The sequence below is a fragment of the Nocardioides sp. genome, assembly GCF_030150155.1.
Lineage (GTDB): Bacteria > Actinomycetota > Actinomycetes > Propionibacteriales > Nocardioidaceae > Nocardioides.
In genome coordinates, this window is the sequence record NZ_JASLGR010000040.1 from 75,326 (window position 1) to 93,658 (window position 18,333).

An 18,333-nucleotide genomic window follows, 5' to 3' on the forward strand; every position below is an offset into this window, starting at 1 on the left:
AGCGATCTCCACCTCCTCTGGACTCAGCGGCCACGGGATCTCCGCGGCAGGAGGGCTGTGCGTTGCCCTGTCCCGGATAGGCCGGGAAGGACGGTTCAGACTACTTGAACGAGCGAAGGCGCAACGAATTGCCAATCACGAAGACCGAGGAGAACGCCATCGCGGCTCCGGCGATCATCGGCTGCAGCAGGCCGGCCATCGCCAGCGGGATCGCCAGCACGTTGTAGGCGAAGGCCCAGAACAGGTTGCCCTTGATCGTGGCCAACGTCCGGCGCGAGAGCCGGATCGCGTCGGCGGCCTTGCGCAGGTCGCCCCCGACCAGGGTCAGGTCCGAGGCCTCGATCGCCACCTCCGTGCCGGTCCCGAGCGCGATGCCCAGGTCGGCGGTCGCCAGTGCCGCAGCGTCGTTGACGCCGTCGCCGACCATCGCGACCACGTGGCCCTCGCCCTGGAGACGGCGTACGACGTCGACCTTGTCGCCCGGCATCACCTCGGCCACCACGTCGGACTCAGGAATCCCGACCTCGGCCGCGACGGCCAGGGCGACCGAGCGGGCGTCACCGGTGACCAGGAGCGGACGCAGGCCGAGTGCCCGGAGCCGGTCCAGTGCCTCCACCGAGGTGGGCTTGAGGGTGTCGGCGAGCGTGATCGTGCCACGCCAGCGTCCGTCCCAGACCACGTCGACGGCGGTCTGGTCGCCGGCGGCCGGGGAGCGCACGACGCTCACGTCCAGGCCCTCGACGGTGCCCTCGACCCCGACGCCGGCGCGGGCGACGAAGCCGGTGACCGCCGGAACGACCCCGTCGAACGCCGCCACGATGGCCCGTCCGATCGGGTGCTCCGAGCCCGACTCCACCGCCGCAGCCCGACGCAGTACGTCGGCCTCCTCGACGCCCCGGGCGACCTGGACGCCCACCACGGCCATCACCCCGGTGGTGACGGTGCCGGTCTTGTCCAGCACCACGGTGTCGACCACGCGGGTCGACTCCAGCACCTGCGGCCCCTTGATCACGATGCCGAGCTGGGCACCGCGACCGGTGCCGACCAGCAGCCCGATCGGGGTGGCCAGGCCGAGGGCACAGGGGCAGGCCACGATCAGCACCGCGACAGCGGCGGAGAAGGCCACCGACCAGGAGCCGTCGATCAGGCCCCAGCCCAGCAGCGTCGCCAGGGCGAGCACGAAGACGACCGGGACGAAGACCGCGGCGACCCGGTCGGCCAGGCGCTGCACCTCGGCCTTCCCCGTCTGGGCCTGCTCCACCAGCAGCGCCATCTGGGCGAGCTGGGTGTCGCGTCCGACGGCGGTGGCACGGACCACCAGGCGGCCACCGGAGTTGATCGTGCCGCCGACGACCGCGGAGCCGACGCCGACCTCGACCGGCATCGACTCACCGGTCAGCATCGACAGGTCGACGGCCGAGGCGCCCTCGACGACCTCGCCGTCGGAGGCGACCTTGTCGCCGGGCCGCACGACAAACAGATCCCCGACCGCCAACTCGCCGATCGGCATCCGGGTCTCGACGCCGTCGCGCAGCACGGCGACGTCCTTGGCGCCCAGGTCGAGCAGGGCGCGCAGGGCGGCTCCGGCGCGGCGCTTGGCGCGGGCCTCGGCGTACTTCCCGGCGAGGATCAGGGTCGTGACACCGGCAGCTGCCTCGAGGTAGATCGCGTCGAGGCCGTCGGTGCGCTCCACCCGCCAGGTGAAGGAGTGGTGCATGCCGAGCATCCCGGCGTGACCGAAGAAGAGGGCGTAGAGCGACCAGCCGAAGGCGGCCAGCACCCCGACGGAGACGAGCGTGTCCATCGTGGTGGCGCCGTGGCGGGCGTTGCGCCAGGCGGAGCGGTGGAACGGCCAGGCGCCCCAGACGGCTACCGGGGCGGCCAGCGTCAGCGAGGCCCACTGCCAGTTGTCGAACTGGAGGGCGGGGATCATCGCCATCGCGACCACCGGGATGGTCAGGATCGCCGAGACGATCAGGCGCTGCCGGGTCTGGGCCTCGGCCACGGCACTCGGGTCGGGGCCGGCCTCGACCGGCTCGGCCACAGCGCTCGGCTCGACCGGCAGCGTGGCGCTGTAGCCGGCCGACTCGACGGCCTGGACCAGGCGCTGTAGGTCGAAGTCGGCGGGCGCCTCGACGTGGGCCTTCTCCAGCGGCAGGTTGACCGTCGCGCTGACGCCGTCCAGGGCGTTGAGCGCCTTCTCCACGCGGCCCACGCACGAGGCGCAGGTCATCCCGGTGACGGCGAGGTCGACCTCGCGCTGCGGGGTGGCCTGGTCGGTGGTCATCGCGCACTCTCCTGGGACGGTGCGGTGGCGACGTACCCGGCCTCGGTGACGGCCTCGATCAGGCGCGTCACGTCCAGTGGTGCCGCGCTACTGACGGCGGCTCGGCCGGCGTCGAGGTCGACGTGCGCCTCGACACCGTCGAGGGCGTTGAGTGCCTCCTCGACGTGCCGGACGCAGGAGCCGCAGCTCACTCCGGTGATGGTCAGGTCGATCTGGTGGGTCATCGCAGTCTCCTCGTCTCGTGTGGTCGGTGATGGTCAGGAGCGGACCAGCCGGGCGATCGCCTCGCTGGCTTCCTTGATCTTGGCGTCGGCCTCGGGGCCACCGGTCTGGATCGCCTCGGCGACGCAGTGCGAGAGGTGGTCGTCGACCAGGCTCAGCGCGACCGACTGGAGCGCCTTCGTGGCCGCCGAGATCTGGGTCAGGATGTCGATGCAGTAGGTGTCGGTCTCGACCATCCGCTGCAGACCTCGGACCTGACCCTCGATCCGGCGCAAGCGCTTGAGGTGGTCGTCCTTCTTCCCCGCTGCCAGGTAGCCGTGCTCATGCTCGCTCATATCAACACCCTACCCCCCTAGGGTATAAAAACCAGCCTTTCGTGACGTGACGCACAATGAGGGAAGGCGCGCACACCCCCGCGCGCCCCCTCACCCCTGGCGACCCTGGAGGTACGACGTGCCGTTGAGCACCTTCGATCTGTACTCGATCGGCATCGGACCGTCCTCGTCCCATACCGTCGGGCCGATGCGCGCGGCGAAGACCTTCGTCGACGGCCTCGCGGCCGACGGGCTGCTGGCCTCCACGGTGCGGATCAAGGCCGAGCTGTTCGGCTCCCTCGGCGCGACCGGCCACGGACACGGCTCCGAGGGCGCGGTGATGCTCGGACTGGAGGGCGAGGAGCCCGCCACCGTCGACATCGAGGCCTCCCGCGAACGGCTGGCAGCCATCCGCAGCGAGCACCGGATCGTGCTGGGCGGCACCCACCCGATCGGCTTCCGGCCCGACGACGACCTGGTGCTCCACCGCCGCCGATCGCTGCCCGCACACCCGAACGGCATGACCTTCACGGCGTACGACGTCGACGGCACGCTGCGCCACCGGACCTACTACTCCGTCGGCGGCGGGTTCGTCGTGGACGAGACCGCTGTCGGGGCCGACCGGGTGGTGGTCGACAGCACCGCGATCGCGTACCCCTTCACCACCGCGGCGGAGCTGATCGCGATCTGCGAGCGGACCGGGCTGGCGATCAGCGACGTGATGCTGGCCAACGAGCTCTCCTGGCGCAGCGAGGCCGAGGTCCGCGCGGGTCTGCTGGAGATCTGGCGGGTGATGCAGGAGTGCGTCGAGGCCGGCTGCGCCGCCTCCGGGGTGCTCCCCGGCGGACTCCAGGTCCCCCGGCGCGCGCCGGGGCTCTTCGCCGACCTCACCGCCCGCGCCGCGGCCGCCGACGCCGGTGCCGGGCAGCGCGACCCGCTGGAGCTGATCGACTGGGTCAACCTCTTCGCGCTGGCGGTCAACGAGGAGAACGCCTCGGGCGGACGGGTCGTCACCGCCCCGACCAACGGCGCTGCCGGGATCATCCCGGCGGTGCTGCATTTCTACACCCGCTTCGTCCCCGGCGCCGATGACGACGGGGTGGTCAGGTTCCTCCTCACCGCGGCCGGGATCGGGATCCTGTTCAAGGAGAACGCCTCCATCTCGGGGGCCGAGGTGGGCTGTCAGGGCGAGGTCGGCTCGGCCTGCGCGATGGCGGCCGGGGCACTGTGCGAGGTGCTCGGCGGCACCCCGGCGCAGGTGGAGAACGCCGCCGAGGTCGGGATCGAGCACAACCTCGGCCTGACCTGCGACCCGGTCGGCGGCCTGGTGCAGATCCCCTGCATCGAGCGCAACGCGATCGCCTCGGTGAAGGCGATCAACGCGGCCCGGCTGGCGATCAACGGCACCGGCGCGCACAAGGTCTCCCTGGACCGCGCGATCACGACCATGCGCGAGACCGGGCGCGACATGCACATCAAGTACAAGGAGACCTCGCGCGGCGGCCTGGCCGTCAACGTGATCGAGTGCTGACCCGGTCGCTCTCCTCCCGGTATGTTCTCGATGGAATCACCTGATCTACTCGACAGTTAGGCCTGACATGACGCGTCCGCTGCGCAGCCTCGGCTTCCTCACGCTCGGCCTCTTCGACCCCGCCGATCCGGCCCAGGGCCACGAGGAGCTGCTCCAGATCATCGAGCTGGGCGAGGAGCTCGGCTTCGATTCGGCCTGGCTGCGACACCGCCACCTGCAGTACGGCGTCTCCTCGCCGGTCGCGATCATGGCCGCCGCCACCCAGCGCACCAAGCGGATCCAGCTCGGCACCGCCGTCACACCGCTCGGCGCGGAGAACCCGTTCCGCCTGGCCGAGGACCTCGCCACCGTCGACCTGCTCAGCTCCCTGGGCACCGCCGAGGGCCGCGGCCGGATCAACCCGGGCTTCTCGGTCGGACCGCCGATGAACTACGACCGGTACAAGGAGGCGCTCTATCCCGGCACCGCCGACGCCGAGGAGCTCGGCTACCCGCGCCTGGAGCGGTTCTTGGCCTACGTCTCCGGGGAGCCGGTCTCCGACTTCGAGGGCACGGTCGGGATCGAGACCTTCGACCGCCGCATCCAGCCCCAGTCCCCCGGCCTGGCCGCGCGCACCTGGTACGGCGCCGGGTCACTGCGCAGCGCCGGCTGGGCGGGCGAGCACGGACTCAACCTGCTCTGCTCCAGCGTGGTCCGCACCGAGGACGACTTCGTCCCGGGGCGTCCCGACGGCGCCGAGTTCGCCCGGATCCAGCGTGCCCAGATCGACCTGTACCGCTCCGTCCATCCGGCCGGCGAGAGCGCCCGCGTCTCCCAGGGCCTGGTCGTGATCCCGACGGACTCCGCCACCCCGGACCAGATCGCCCGCTACACGGCGTACCGACAGGGGCGGCTGGAGCGCACCCGCAGCCCGCAGGGACCGGGGCTGCTCTTCGCACCGGACCTGATCGGCACCAGCGCCGAGATCGCCGACCAGCTACGCGCGCACGCCGGCTTCCAGGCGGTCGACGAGGTGGTCTTCGCGCTGCCGTTCACGTTCGCCCATGCCGACTACGTGCAGATCCTGACCGACATGGCGACCCGGCTCGGGCCGGAGCTGGGCTGGTCACGTCAGGCCTGAACCGCCAGGCCCGACGCCGGCCTCAGGCGAACTCGACCTCGTCGAACGTCGTGGTGGTGAAGCGGACCGCAACCGAGACCGTCTCCCCGACCTCGGGGACCCGCGCGCCGGCCGGCAGGTGCAGCATCGAGGCCTGCATGTGCGGCGGCTCGGCGAACTCGAGCTGACGGCCGTCCAGGGAGAACGGCGAGCGCAGCGTGCCGCTCGCCTCGATCAGCCCCTTGGCCACGACCGAGAGCCGGCCACGCGGCGAGGTGTCACCCGAGGGGCCCGAGAGACCCAGGCCGTGCGCGGTGCCCCCGCTGACCACGAGCAGCGACCCCGACAGGCCGTGCTGGCCGCGGTAGCCGAACGCCTCACCGCGGGCGATCGGGTGCACGTCCTGCACGATCGCCGACACTGTCAGCGCCCCACGGTCGCCGAGCCACAGCCCGGTGCCGATCCGCGGCCTGAAGGTCACGTCGGGGTACAGCCCGCGCAGCCGCTCCAACTCGTCGGCACTCAGGTGCGAGACCCAGACCGTGCTCAGGCCCGCGCCGATCACGTCGTCGAGCAGGCGGCGTGCCTCCGCGGCGTTGCCGCCCTGCATCGGCAGGTGGATCGTGACGCCCTCGACCCGTGCCCGGTGCGCGGCGCGACCGGCGACGGCCCACAGGTCGGCCGCCGACATCCCGTGGCGACGCATCGACGTCATCCGCTCCAGCACCACGCGGGCACCCGGCTCGACGGCGAGCAGTGCATCGAGGTCCTCGGGGCGCGACACGGTGTGGATCACGCGTCGGGCGTACGCCGGGTCGACGGCACCGTTCCAGGCTCGCCACGGGGTGAGCACGACCAGGTCGCCGGAGAACCGCGACGCCACCGCACCCAGCTCGGCGTAGGTGCCCACAGCGAGGGTGTCGGCCCCGAGCCACTGTGCCCGGCGGGCCAGGGCGCCCAGGCCGAGGCCGTAGCCGTTGCCCTTGGCGACCGGGACGATCCCCGGAGTGGCCACGGCGACGGCACGCAGGTGGGCGCGCCAGCGGTCACCGGCGATGGTGAGCTTCAGCATCGACCCCTCACCGGCCCCGTCGCGCCATGTACAGGGTGAACGCGCGGTAGAGCAGCGGCTTGAGCGGCTTGTCCCACTCGCCGGCGTACTCGACGGCCTGGCCACCGGTGCCGACCTTGAACTGGATCAGGCCGACGTGGGAGTCGGCGGCGTCCAGGGTCGGGGTGATCCCGCGCAGGTCGTAGACCTCGCAGCCCGCCGCCAGCGCGTCGCGGATCATCGCCCACTGCAGTGCGTTGGAGCCGCGGACGTCGCGCTTCTCGGTGGTCGAGGCGCCGTAGGAGTACCAGGCGTGCACGCCGACGCGGACCAGGATCGTGGAGGCGACCAGGTCGCCCTGGTGGCGCGCCACGAAGAGGCTGATCCGGTCGGGCTCCTCGGCGGCCAGGGCGGTGAACATGGTGCGGAAGTACGACAGCGGCCGCGGCGTGAAGTGGTCACGTTCGGCGGTCTCGGCGTAGACCGTGTGGAAGGCGGCCAGCTGCTCGTCGGACGGCACGCCGCGGACGATCTCGACCTCGACGCCCTCCTTGTCGGCACGCTTGATGTTGCGCCGCCAGAGCTGGTTCATCCCCCTGAGGACGTCGGCCTCGGTCTTGCCCGCCAGCGGGATCTCGTAGGTGTACTGCGGCTGCCCGGCCCCGAACCCGTCCTCGGGGGACTGCAGGATCCAGCCGGCCTCGCGCAGCTGGGAGACCACCCGCGCGCCCTCGGCGTACCGCTGCGTCGGGGGCAGCTGGGTGAGCCGTCCGATGGTCTCGTCGGCCACGCCCTCCTTGACCGTGGCGGCGTCCCAGGTCGCGGTCCGCACCGGCGGACCGAGCCGGATCGCGAAGGCCCCGTTCCTCTTCAGGTACGCCGCCAGCGGGTCGAGCCACGTCGCGACGTCGCCCGACCAGTCGATCGAGGGCCCCTCGGGCAGGTAGGCCAGGGTGGCTCGCTTGAGCTTCGGCACGGGTCGGTGCAGCACCAGACCGGCACCGACGAGCGCGTCGCCGTCGAACCAGCCGACCGACTCCGAACGCCACTCGGTCTTGACCTTCGCCCACGCCGGAGTCTGCAGGAAGCTGACCGATCCCTGCCCTCTCACGTAGCCAAGGTGGTCCTCGGTGGAGATGCGTCGCACGGTCAGAGTCACGCGACCGACCTTAAACCTGGGTCCGCGCGGGGGCCATTTCCCTAGGCTCGGCGAGCGGCTCAGGCGCACGCCGCGCGGGCCACCAGGACCGCACGATGCGGCTGACCAGCCACAGCTCGCCGACCACCCTGACACCGATCCCGATCCAGTAGAACGGCTGCTTGTCGCCGCCCCCGGCGTTGAGGAACCCGCCGAGGTACCACCAGCAGCACGCGAAGAAGACGAACTCGCACGCCTGCCACCAGACCTGGTCGCGCAGCCGGGGCCGGGCGATCACTGCCAGCGGCAGCAGCCAGAGCACGTACTGCGGCGAGTAGACCTTGTTCACGATCAGGAAGCCGGCGACGATCACGAAGCCGAGCTCGGCGAAGGACGGCGTACGCCGGGCGGCGAGACCGACAGCGAGCGTCAGGCCGCACCAGGCACCGAAGAGGAGCCAGGACCAAACGTTGATGGTGTGCGGGGTGAAGACGTGGCCGGTGGCCTGCTGCGCGACCAGCCAGAGCGAGCCCAGGTCGGCGCCGCGGCCGGAGTTGAAGGTCCAGAAGACGTTCCACTCGGCGTAGCCGCTGAGCATCGCCGGTGCGTTGACCAGCAGCCAGGTGATCACCGCAGCGGCGGTGGCGGTGACGAAGGCGGGGATCTGGCGCCGCCGCAGGCAGATCACCAGCAGCGCGCCGAGCAGGAAGAGCGGGTAGAGCTTGACCGCGGTGCCCAGCCCGATCGCGATGCCGGTCCAGCCGGGCTGACCGCGCGACCAGGAGAAGAGCGCACCGGCGACGCAGGCCACGGCGAGCATGTCCCAGTTCACCAGGCCGGTGAAGAGCAGCATCGGCGAGGCGGCGAACGCCAGCGTCTCCCAGGGCCGCAGCTGGGGCCGCTCGCCGGGTCGGCGGTGCCGGATCATGGCGAGCAGCCAGGTCGAGGCCAGGGCGAGCAGGCCGAAGCCCACGGCGTTGACCGCGACGTAGAGCACGATCTCGCGGTGCACCGAGGGCATCCCCCAGAGCTGGTCGACGCTGGCGGCGTAGCGCTCGTCGAGGTCGGGCGAGCCCGCGATGATGTGGGTCACCCAGGCGGTGCCCCAGGCCCAGTAGGCGATCCCGACCGGGTACTCCATCACCTCGTAGCGCTGCCGCGTCTGAGCGTCGTCGCTGTAGGGCCAGGAGAGCTCGGCCAGGCCCCGTGCGGTGTACAGGTAGGGCAGGTCGGAGTAGCACATCTGGACGTACCGGCTCTCGCCGTTCTCCCAGGTCTGCGACGCACAGCCGCCCTTCTGCACCATCCCGAGGGCGAAGGTCACCGCCGTGACGAGCAGCAGCACCCGCAGCGGCGACCACCAGGCCCGGCCCTCGTGCTTCATCACTGCCTCAGGAGGTGGAGCGCTGACCCGCGGCCCCGTTGCCACAGGGCAGCTGACCACAGTTCGAGGCCTGGGCCGTCGGCGACGTCACCGGTGGCGTCGTGGCCGGAGCCGTGGTCTCCGGCGGCGCGGTGGTCGCCGGCGGTGCGGTGGACGGGGCTGCGGTGGTCGACGGCGCTGCCGGGGCCGAGGAGCTGGCCTTCTTCGAGGGCTTGTCCTTCTTCGGCGCCGCGGCCTTCGTGGTCGGTGTGGCCAGGCTGGCCTCGTGACCGTGCGTGGGCGGCGTACCGGTGAGCCAGGCAGCGGCCGGGAACGGGATCACCTCGGTGCCGGTCAGGTCGGCCTGCATCACCGAGAGCCAGGTGCGGGTCGGGTAGTCGGCACCGAAGTACGACGGCATCCAGCCGTCGATCTGCTCGCGACCGTTGCCGCGGACGTACATCACCGCGGTGGACAGCTGCGGGGTGTAGCCGACGAACCAGGCCGAGGAGACGTGGTCGTTGCCGTTGGTCGCGGTGCCGGTCTTGCCGGCCGCCGGGCGACCCAGGGCACGGGCCTTCTGCCCGGTACCGGAGTTGACCACCTGCTGGAGGGCGTACGACGTGTCGGCCGCGACCTCCTCGCTGATCGCCTGGCTGGTGTTGTTCTTCCACTGGTAGCGCACCACGCCGTTGCGGTCGACGACCTTGGTGATGACGTGCACGTCGGCGCGCTTGCCGCCGGCCGCGATGGTGCCGTAGGCGTTGGCCAGGTTGATCGGGCTGACCTGCGCCTTGCCCAGCGAGATCAGGGTGTCCTTGGGGTAGAAGTCCTTGGTGGTGGACGGGATGCCGGGATTCTTCTGCTGCGCGGTCTCGCCGGGGATGCCCATCGCGGTGGCGGTGTCGTACATCGCCTTCGGACCGTTGTCCATCGACTGGGTCATGTCGATGAAGGCGGTGTTGACCGACTGCTCCATCGCCTTGATCGAGGTGATGTGGGAGCCGTAGCTGGTGCCGCTGCCCGAGCCCTCGTTCTGCACCGTGAGGGTGGAGCCGGGGAAGCGGTACGGCGACATGCCGTCCCACGTGGACTTGAGCGAGAAGCCCTGCTTGAGCGCCGCAGCGAGGGTGAAGGCCTTCATCGTGGAGCCGGCCATGCCGCCCTGCTCAGCCCAGTTCAGCTCGGACTTGAGGAAGTCCTGGCCGCCGTAGAAGCCGACCAGCGCACCGGTGCCGGGCACCACGGAGGCGACACCGACGTGGAGCTGCTTGTCGGTGATCTTGGAGCCGTCCTGCGCGGTGGTCGGCACGTTGGCCTTGACCGCGTCCTGGGCGGCGGCCATCGCCTGCTTGGTGAAGGTGGTGGTGACGCGCAGGCCACCGCCGGTGATCTCCTGGTCGGAGAAGCCGAGCTTGTTCAGCTCCGACTCGACCAGGTTGAGCATGAAGCCCTTCTGGCCACCCTTGGCCGAGGACTGCTTCTGCTTGGGGAACTTAGGCAGCGCCGCGGAGGCCTTGGCACCCTCGGTGTCGGTGATGTTGCCGGCCTGGACCATGCCGTTGATCACGTAGCGATAGCGAGCCAGCAGGGTCTTGTTCACTCCGGCGTCGCCGGTCCGGCTGGGCTCCATCGCGGTCGGGTTGTTGAGCACCGACGCGAGTACGGCGCACTGCTGCACGTTCAGGTCGTGCGCGGGCTTGTCGAAGAACGCCTTCGACGCGGCCTGGATGCCGTAGGCACCACGGCCGAAGTAGATGGTGTTGAGGTAGCCCTCGAGGATCTCCTGCTTGCTCTTGGAGCGCTGCAGCTTCAGGGAGAGGATCGCTTCCTTGATCTTCCGCTTGTAGGTGCGCTCCTGGTTCAGATACAGGATCTTCACGTACTGCTGGGTGATCGTGGAGGCACCGCCGGTGATCTGGCCGGACTGGGCGTTGGAGAACGCCGCCCGCAGGATCCCCTTGGGGTCGATGCCCTTGTCGGTCCAGAACGAGCGGTTCTCCGCGGCGACCACTGCCTGCTTGATGCACTCGGGCATCTGCTGGTACGAGATCGACTCGCGGTTCTGCTGCGCGAACTGGCCGACCTCGGCCTTGCCGCCCGCGTAGTAGACGAACGTGGTCTGCGTCTGGAACGCCTCGTTGGGGTTCGGGATGGAGGTGCGCTGGTAGATGATCACGCCCACCACGACGAGCAGCACGAAGAGCGACAGCGCGCTGATCACTCCCCACTTGAGGATCCGCAGGGTCCATCCGCGGACGCCCAACGGCTTCTTGGGTGCCTTGCTGCGCCGCACCGGCGCCTTCTTCTTGGGCACCGCCCTGTTCCCACTCACAGAGGAAGAGAGTACGCACTCGGCCTCAGCGCGCCTGAACTCACGCTCAGACTGCGCGATGCAAACTCGCGATGTGTCGGTGATTCGCAACAGCGAGATATATCGCTACGATGTATCCATGGCACGCCGCGCAGAGACCATCGAGCTCGCAGTCCTCGGACTGCTGCACGAGGGACCCATGCACGGCTACGAGCTGCGCAAGCGGCTCAACCTCATGCTCGGCTGGGGCCGGGTGCTCTCCTACGGATCGCTCTACCCCACCCTGAAGAAGATGCTTCGAGCTGCTCTCATCGAAGAGGAGACGACCACGGTCACGCCGGTCACCCGGCGTCCCAGGATCGTCTACAAGGTGACCGACGCCGGTCACCGTGAGTTCGAGCGGCTGATGTCGGAGGTCGGTCCCACCGCGTGGGAGGACGACAACTTCGACATCCGCTTCGCCTTCTTCGGTCGCACGGACATGGAGATCCGGCTGCGCGTCCTCGAGGGACGTCGTACTCGCCTCCAGGAGCGGCTCGACCGGGTCCAGCGTGAGCTGTCCATGACACAGAAAGAGGTCGACCAGTACGCCGCCGAGCTGCAACGGCACGGCGTCGAGCAGGTCGAGCGGGAAGTCCTGTGGCTTTCCGGCCTCATCAATGCCGAGCGGAATTCGCCGGCTACCTCTAGGAAGGAGCCCTGATGGGTTCGGTTCGCGTAGCAATTGCTGGTGTGGGTAACTGCGCCAGCTCCCTGGTTCAGGGTGTCGAGTTCTACAAGGACGCCGACGCGTCGAGCACCGTTCCGGGGCTCATGCACGTCAAGTTCGGTGACTACCACGTCTCCGACGTCGAGTTCGTCGCTGCGTTCGACGTCGACGACAAGAAGGTCGGCAAGGACCTCTCCGAGGCGATCAACTCCTCCGAGAACAACACCATCAAGATCGCCGACGTCCCGTTCAAGGACGTCGAGGTCCAGAAGGGCCCGACCCTCGACGGTCTCGGCAAGTACTACCGCCTCACCATCGACGAGTCCTCGGCCGCCGACGTCGACGTCGTCCAGATCCTCAAGGACAAGAAGGTCGACGTCCTCGTCTCCTACCTGCCCGTGGGCTCGGAGGAGGCTGACAAGTTCTACGCGCAGGCCGCGATCGACGCCGGCGTCGCCTTCGTCAACGCCCTGCCCGTCTTCATCGCCTCGGACCCCGAGTGGGCCCAGAAGTTCACCGACGCCGGTGTTCCGATCGTCGGCGACGACATCAAGTCCCAGGTCGGCGCCACCATCACGCACCGCGTGATGGCGAAGCTGTTCGAGGACCGTGGCGTCATCCTGGACCGCACGTACCAGCTCAACGTCGGCGGCAACATGGACTTCAAGAACATGCTCGAGCGTGAGCGTCTGGAGTCCAAGAAGGTCTCCAAGACCCAGGCCGTGACCTCGAACCTGACCGGTCCGCTGTCGGGCAAGATCGACGACAAGAACGTCCACATCGGTCCGTCGGACTACGTGGCGTGGCTCGACGACCGCAAGTGGGCCTACGTCCGCCTCGAGGGTCGTGCCTTCGGTGACGTTCCGCTCAACCTGGAGTACAAGCTCGAGGTGTGGGACTCCCCGAACAGCGCCGGCATCATCATCGACGCCGTCCGCGCCGCCAAGATCGCCAAGGACCGCGGCATCGGCGGCCCGATCCTCCCGGCTTCGGCCTACCTCATGAAGAGCCCGCCGGTTCAGATCGAGGACACCGAGGGTCGCGCCCAGCTCGAGGCCTTCATCATCGGCGCCTGAGCCACCTCGTCTGGACCCCTGCTCGCTACGGCGAGCAGGGGTCCAGCCCATTTTCGGCGCTTCACTCCCCCGGCACGCGGGTACGCTCCCGACGTGGAGGGGCTGACCTGGAACCTGCGGGCCTCGCGCGTGCGCGCGGGGGAAGAGACGTTGGCTGAGGCCGCCGTCGACGAGCCGATCGAGTTCTACGAGCGCCTCTTCGACACCCTGCTGCGGACCTCCTTCGACTCTGTCGTGCTCTGCACCGCGGCCGGTGAGTACCTGGCCGTCAGCGACTCGTTCTGCACCCTGACCGGCTACGGCCGCGCCGAGCTGCTCGGGCAGACCTCGCTCACCCTCGGCATGGTCGACCCGACCGGTCCCCGCCTGATCGCCGCCGCCGACGTCACCGCCGGCCGCCCGGGGATGTACGAGAACGTGATCACCCGCAAGGACGGCGAGACCCGGCGGATCGAGTTCTCCCACCAGCTGCTCGGCCCCGACTACACCCTGGTGATCGCCCGCGACGTGACCGAGCGCCACCGCGAGGAGATGCACCTGGTCGAGCTCGCCTCGACCGATCCGCTGACCGGGCTGCTCAACCGGCGCAGCTTCACCTCCAAGGCCACCGCCGTCATCTCGGGGCCCTCGCGCAGCGTGCACCTGATCGTCGCCGACCTGGACAACCTCAAGACGATCAACGACACCCACGGCCATGCCCGAGGCGACGAGAGCCTGCGGGTCTTCGCCCGCACCCTGGCCGATGTCGCCGCCGGATCGGCGTACCCGACCCTGGTGGCGCGCCTGGGAGGCGACGAGTTCGCCCTGATCGTCGCCGGTGGGGAGCGCTCGGACGCCGAGGAGCTGATCACCCGGATCAACGCCCGGCTGGCGCACCCGGCGCTGCGCTCCAGCAGCACGGTGCGGGCCTCGTTCGGGATCGGCGAGCGGACCCGGGCCGACGACGACTACGACAGCCTCGCCGAGCGCGCCGACGCCGATCTCTACGCCCACAAGCGCGCCCACCGGCCCTGAGCCGGCCCCATCGCAGGCGGCTGCGAAAAATCTTCGCCAACTATCTGTTACTCGCGTCGCAGTAAACCTAGAGTGAGGCGGGTGAGCATCACGGACGCAGCCCCGACGCCCCGCACCTCGACGGTGACCTCCACCGACGGAGTCACCCTGGCCGTCTACGAGTACGGCGACCCGCAGGCCCCCGCCGTGATCGCGGTCCACGGCTACCCCGACGACCATCACGTCTGGGACGGCGTCATCGCGCTGCTGGCCGAGCGCTTCCACGTCGTCGCGTACGACGTCCGCGGCGCCGGCGCCTCCAGCGCGCCGACCGGCCGCCGCGGCTACCGGATCCCGCAGCTGGTCGCCGACCTCGGTGCCGTGATCGCCGCTACCGTGCCGACCGGGCAGATCCACCTGCTCGCCCACGACTGGGGCTCGATCCAGAGCTGGGACGCCCTCACCGACCCCGAGATCGGGCCCCGGATCGCGTCGTACACCTCGATCTCGGGACCGAGTCTGGACATGGCCGGGCGCTGGCTGCGCGAGCGTGGTCACCTCGGTGCCACCGCGAAGCAGCTCGCCGCCTCCTACTACGTCTTCGCCTTCCAGGCGCCGAAGCTGCCCGAGGCGCTGATCCGACGTGGACTGCTGGCCCGCCTGGTCGCGTTGTCGAAGAAGAGCGGCGCGCACGCCCGGCCGACCGGACGCCGGATGGACGAGCGCGACGCGGTCAACGGGGTCGAGCTCTACCGGGCCAACTTCACCGGCCGGATGGTGCGCCCCCGGACCTCACGGGTGACGGTGCCGGTCCAGGTGCTCGCACCCCGACACGACGCCCATGTCACCGCCGACCTGCAGTGCGGTGCGCCGGCGCCGTACGTCGACGACCTGCGCACCAGCGTGATCGAGGGCAACCACTGGGTCGTGGAGCAGGACCCCGCCCTGATCGTCACCCGCTTCACCGACTTCATCGCCACGCTCTGACCTGGGAGGAACCATGAGGACACCGACGTTGCACCGCCGCCACGAGCCGGCCAAGGTGGCCCTGACGGCCCGCGACGTGCACTTCGACTGGTCGGAGCTGCCGTTGGCCTGGATCCCGGGCGAGGTCTTCGCCTCCCACATGATCAACGTGCTGCACCTGCTGCTGCCCGAGGGCGAGCGCTGGTTCGTCAAGGTCTTCTCCGAGGCGCTGCCGCTGATCCAGGACGAGCAGCTGCGCGAGGAGGTGATCGGCTTCATCGGGCAGGAGGGCGTGCACGCCTCCTCACACCAGGGGGTGCTCGACTACTTCGACGAGCACGGCCTCGACACCCGCGAGTACGTCTCCCAGATCGCCACCCTGTTCCAGCGGATCCTCGGCGACCGCGACCTCACCGGCCGTGCCGCCGAGGAGTGGCTGGTCGCCCGGATCAGCGTGGTCGCCGCGATCGAGCACCTGACCGCCGTGCTGGGCAACTGGGTGCTCAACGCCGAGGGCCTGGACCGGGCCGGAGCCGACGAGACCATGCTCGACCTGCTGCGCTGGCACGGCGCCGAGGAGGTCGAGCACCGCGCGGTCGCCTACGACGTCTTCCAGCACCTCGACGGGCGCTACAGCCGCCGCCTGATGGCGTACGCCGTCGGCGGGCCGGCCCTGATCTGGCTCTGGATCCAGGGCGTGGCCTACCTGATCGAGCACGACACCGTGAACCCGGGCGTGAAGCCGCGGTTCCGCTCGCTGCTGCGCACCGCCCGCAAGGGGATCACCCCGGGCTACGGCCTGCTGGTGACCTCGTCCCTGAAGTACCTGCTGCCGACGTACCACCCCTCGAAGGAGGGCAACACCTCCCAGGCGGTCGCCTACCTGGCGAAGTCCCCCGCGGCGCGGCGTGCCGACGCGCTCGGCGAGAGCACCCCGTGACCGTCCCCTCCCATCTCCGGGTCGCCCCCTCCGACGAGCCGAACCGCACGATGCGGGTGCTGGACCGGCTGATCGACCGCGGGCTGATCCCGTTCAGCACAGCGACCTGGCGGGGACGTCACCCGCTGGGCCACATCGACCGTGACCTCGCGGTCACCATCGTCGCGATCACCGAGGAGGCCGAGGGCGTCAGGTCGCTCCAGCTCGCCCGCAGCGACGGAGCCGAGCTGCCGGCGTGGTTCCCCGGTGCCCACATCGACGTGGTGCTGCCCTCGGGGCGGCTGCGCCAGTACTCCCTCAACGGTCTGCGTGCCGACCGGTCCCAGTGGCGGATCGCGGTGCGCCATATCCCGGTCGCGGCCGGCGGTGGCGGCGGGTCGGCAGAGGTGCACTCCCTGGAGGTCGGCGACGAGCTGGTGGTCAGGGGTCCCCGCGAGGCGTTCCCGTTCGTCTTCAACCCGCACGGGTACCTCTTCGTGGCGGGCGGCATCGGGATCACCCCGATCCTGCCGATGCTGCGTCGCACCGCTCGGCTCGGCCGGGTGCCGTGGACCCTGGTGTACACCGGCCGCAGCCGGGCCCCGATGCCGTTCCTCGACGAGATCGCCGCGATCGCCGAGGCGGCCGGGGCGAGCGATCGGGTGCACGTGTGGCCCGACGACGAGTACGGCGTCCCGGTGCCCGACGCCGTCCTGGCACTGGCGCCGCCGGGTGCCTCGCTCTACACCTGCGGGCCGGCCCCGATGATCGACGCACTGCGCCGCCGGATCCCCGATCCGCAGGTCGACGCCCTGCACTACGAGCGCTTCTCCCCGCCGCCGGTGGTCGGCGGGGAGCGGTTCACCGTCCGTCTGGAGCGCTCCGGCATCGACGTGGAGGTCGCCGCGGACGAGTCGGCCCTGGCCGCCGTACGCCGTGTCCGGCCCGCCCAGGCCTACAGCTGTCAGCAGGGGTTCTGCGGGACGTGCAAGGTGCGGGTGCTGTCGGGCACCGTCGAGCACCGCGACCACGTCCTGACCCCCGACGAGCGCGACGAGCACCTGATGCTGTGCGTCTCGCGCGGGCGAGGCACCGTGGTGCTGGATGCCTGAGCCGTCGCACCCCGCCCCGTAGCCCCGCCGCTCCACCCACGCCGTTGTCCGCAGCACCCGAGGAGTCACCATGAAGGCCGTCGTCTGCCGAGAGTCAGCCCTGCACGTCGAGGAGATCGCCCGCCCCGAGCCGGGACCGGGTCAGATCCTGGTGCGGGTGCTGCGCGCCGGGATCTGCGGCTCCGACCTCCACGCCCGGGTGCACGCCGAGGAGCTCGCCGCGATCGCCGGGGAGATGGGCTACGACGAGGTGATGCGTGCGGGCACCTCGGTCGTCTTCGGCCACGAGCTGGTCGGCGAGGTGGTCTCCTACGGACCCAAGACCCGCGGTCGCTGGCGTCCCGGCACGATGGTGACCGCCCTTCCGGTACGCCGTGACCGGTCGTCGAGCCACATGATCGGCTTCGAGGCCGGGGCGCCGGGGGCCTACGCCGAGTACACCGTCGTCCAGGAGTCCTTCACCTTCCCGGTCCCCGGCGGCCTCGACGTCGAGCGGGCGGCCTTCACCGAGCCGCTGGCGGTGGCCTGGCACGCGGTCCGCCGTGGAGCGGTCGGCAAGGGCCGTCCGGCGGTGGTGATCGGGTGCGGACCGATCGGCCTGGCGATCATCCTGATGCTCAAGGCCGCCGGCGTGAAGCAGGTCGTCGCCTCCGACCTCTCCCCGGCACGGCGCGCCCTGGCCACCGAGTGCGGCGCCGATGTGGTCGTCGACCCGCGCGAGACCTCGCCGTGGACGGCGTACCGGGCGAAGGGGCAGGTGACCTCGCCGGCGGCGTACGCGAACTTCGGCATCGGCGCGCTGGCGATGGTCAGGCGAGTGCCGTTCCTGCCCTGGGAGAAGGCGATGCTGCACGCCGAGAGGCTCGGCCAGGCGCCGACCGGCCCGGTGGTCTTCGAGTGCGTCGGGGTGCCCGGCATGATCGAGCAGATCACCACCGCGGCACCGCTGCGCACCCGGGTCGTCGTGGTCGGCGTCTGCATGGAGGCCGACACCTTCCGCCCGGCTGTGCCGCTGCACAAGGAGATCGACCTGCACTTCGTCTTCGGCTACGACCCGGCCGAGTTCCACCAGACCCTGCAGATGCTGGCCGACGGCAAGGTCGACCCGACCCCGCTGCACACCGGCACGGTCGGTCTGGCCGGGGTCGAGCAGGCGTTCGCCGACCTGGGCAACCCCGAGGTGCACGCGAAGATCCTGATCGACCCCTCCCGCTGACCCTGTATCTGATCCGATAATCG

Annotated in this window: 16 protein-coding genes; 9 read left to right on the forward strand and 7 right to left on the reverse strand. The window is 70.3% G+C overall.

The genetic code is table 11. From position 1 onward, the window contains the following. Window positions 1–100: 100 nt before the first annotated feature. The 3 genes from Q1V88_RS12965 to Q1V88_RS12975 are packed head-to-tail and all read right to left on the reverse strand — an operon-like array spanning window position 101 to window position 2,844. The gene (locus tag Q1V88_RS12965; RefSeq protein WP_300681620.1) at window positions 101–2,287 is read right to left on the reverse strand and encodes a heavy metal translocating P-type ATPase; all 2,187 of its coding nucleotides are present in this window, start codon (window positions 2,285–2,287) and stop codon (window positions 101–103) included. Continuing rightward, window positions 2,284–2,511 (reverse strand): heavy metal-associated domain-containing protein, encoded by a 228-nt coding sequence (locus tag Q1V88_RS12970; RefSeq protein ID WP_300681621.1) that lies wholly within the window; start codon window positions 2,509–2,511, stop codon window positions 2,284–2,286. The genes Q1V88_RS12965 and Q1V88_RS12970 overlap by 4 nt, the downstream gene beginning before the upstream one ends. Before the next feature lie 33 nt (window positions 2,512–2,544). Further along, the gene (locus Q1V88_RS12975; RefSeq protein ID WP_300681622.1) at window positions 2,545–2,844 is read right to left on the reverse strand and encodes a metal-sensitive transcriptional regulator; all 300 of its coding nucleotides are present in this window, start codon (window positions 2,842–2,844) and stop codon (window positions 2,545–2,547) included. A gap of 118 nt (window positions 2,845–2,962) precedes the next feature. Here Q1V88_RS12975 and Q1V88_RS12980 point away from each other — a divergent pair, with 118 nt between their 5' ends. After that, window positions 2,963–4,354 (forward strand): L-serine ammonia-lyase, encoded by a 1,392-nt coding sequence (locus Q1V88_RS12980; protein ID WP_300681623.1) that lies wholly within the window; start codon window positions 2,963–2,965, stop codon window positions 4,352–4,354. A 67-nt stretch (window positions 4,355–4,421) separates the two neighbouring features. Then, complete coding sequence (locus Q1V88_RS12985) at window positions 4,422–5,474, forward strand: LLM class flavin-dependent oxidoreductase (protein WP_300681625.1); 1,053 nt, start codon at window positions 4,422–4,424, stop codon at window positions 5,472–5,474. A 22-nt stretch (window positions 5,475–5,496) separates the two neighbouring features. On the opposite strand, the gene Q1V88_RS12990 is transcribed toward Q1V88_RS12985, so the two are convergent. The 4 genes from Q1V88_RS12990 to Q1V88_RS13005 are packed head-to-tail and all read right to left on the reverse strand — an operon-like array spanning window position 5,497 to window position 11,340. Then, entirely contained in the window at window positions 5,497–6,525 is a 1,029-nt protein-coding gene (locus tag Q1V88_RS12990) for an alanine racemase (RefSeq protein ID WP_300681626.1), read from the reverse strand. A gap of 7 nt (window positions 6,526–6,532) precedes the next feature. Next, entirely contained in the window at window positions 6,533–7,663 is a 1,131-nt protein-coding gene (locus Q1V88_RS12995; RefSeq protein ID WP_300681627.1) for a peptidoglycan bridge formation glycyltransferase FemA/FemB family protein, read from the reverse strand. Between the two features lie 10 nt (window positions 7,664–7,673). Then, window positions 7,674–9,026, reverse strand: a complete 1,353-nt coding sequence (locus tag Q1V88_RS13000) for a glycosyltransferase 87 family protein (RefSeq protein ID WP_300681629.1) — start codon at window positions 9,024–9,026, stop codon at window positions 7,674–7,676. A gap of 7 nt (window positions 9,027–9,033) precedes the next feature. Next, window positions 9,034–11,340 carry a transglycosylase domain-containing protein gene (locus tag Q1V88_RS13005; RefSeq protein WP_300681631.1) on the reverse strand — a complete coding sequence of 769 codons (2,307 nt, stop codon included), beginning with the start codon at window positions 11,338–11,340 and terminating at the stop codon, window positions 9,034–9,036. 118 nt (window positions 11,341–11,458) lie between these two features. Between Q1V88_RS13005 and Q1V88_RS13010 the strand changes: the two genes are divergently transcribed. The 7 genes from Q1V88_RS13010 (at window position 11,459) to Q1V88_RS13040 (ending at window position 18,310) form a co-directional block, all read left to right on the forward strand. Continuing rightward, a complete protein-coding gene (locus Q1V88_RS13010) occupies window positions 11,459–12,022 on the forward strand; it encodes a helix-turn-helix transcriptional regulator (RefSeq protein WP_300681632.1) in 564 nt (187 codons plus the stop codon). Continuing rightward, window positions 12,022–13,104, forward strand: a complete 1,083-nt coding sequence (locus Q1V88_RS13015) for an inositol-3-phosphate synthase (RefSeq protein ID WP_300681634.1) — start codon at window positions 12,022–12,024, stop codon at window positions 13,102–13,104. The genes Q1V88_RS13010 and Q1V88_RS13015 overlap by 1 nt, the downstream gene beginning before the upstream one ends. 93 nt (window positions 13,105–13,197) lie before the next feature. After that, on the forward strand, window positions 13,198–14,118 hold the full coding sequence (locus Q1V88_RS13020; RefSeq protein WP_300681636.1) for a sensor domain-containing diguanylate cyclase: 921 nt from the start codon (window positions 13,198–13,200) through the stop codon (window positions 14,116–14,118). Between the two features lie 81 nt (window positions 14,119–14,199). Continuing rightward, entirely contained in the window at window positions 14,200–15,084 is an 885-nt protein-coding gene (locus tag Q1V88_RS13025) for an alpha/beta fold hydrolase (RefSeq protein ID WP_300681638.1), read from the forward strand. A 13-nt stretch (window positions 15,085–15,097) separates the two neighbouring features. Then, window positions 15,098–16,003: a metal-dependent hydrolase gene (locus tag Q1V88_RS13030; RefSeq protein ID WP_300681640.1), complete on the forward strand. Its 906-nt coding sequence runs from the start codon at window positions 15,098–15,100 to the stop codon at window positions 16,001–16,003. Continuing rightward, the gene (locus Q1V88_RS13035) at window positions 16,000–17,094 is read left to right on the forward strand and encodes a PDR/VanB family oxidoreductase (RefSeq protein WP_300681642.1); all 1,095 of its coding nucleotides are present in this window, start codon (window positions 16,000–16,002) and stop codon (window positions 17,092–17,094) included. Before Q1V88_RS13030 ends, Q1V88_RS13035 begins: the two co-directional genes overlap by 4 nt. 70 nt (window positions 17,095–17,164) lie before the next feature. Next, complete coding sequence (locus tag Q1V88_RS13040; RefSeq protein ID WP_300681643.1) at window positions 17,165–18,310, forward strand: zinc-binding dehydrogenase; 1,146 nt, start codon at window positions 17,165–17,167, stop codon at window positions 18,308–18,310. The last annotated feature ends 23 nt before the right edge of the window (window positions 18,311–18,333 follow it).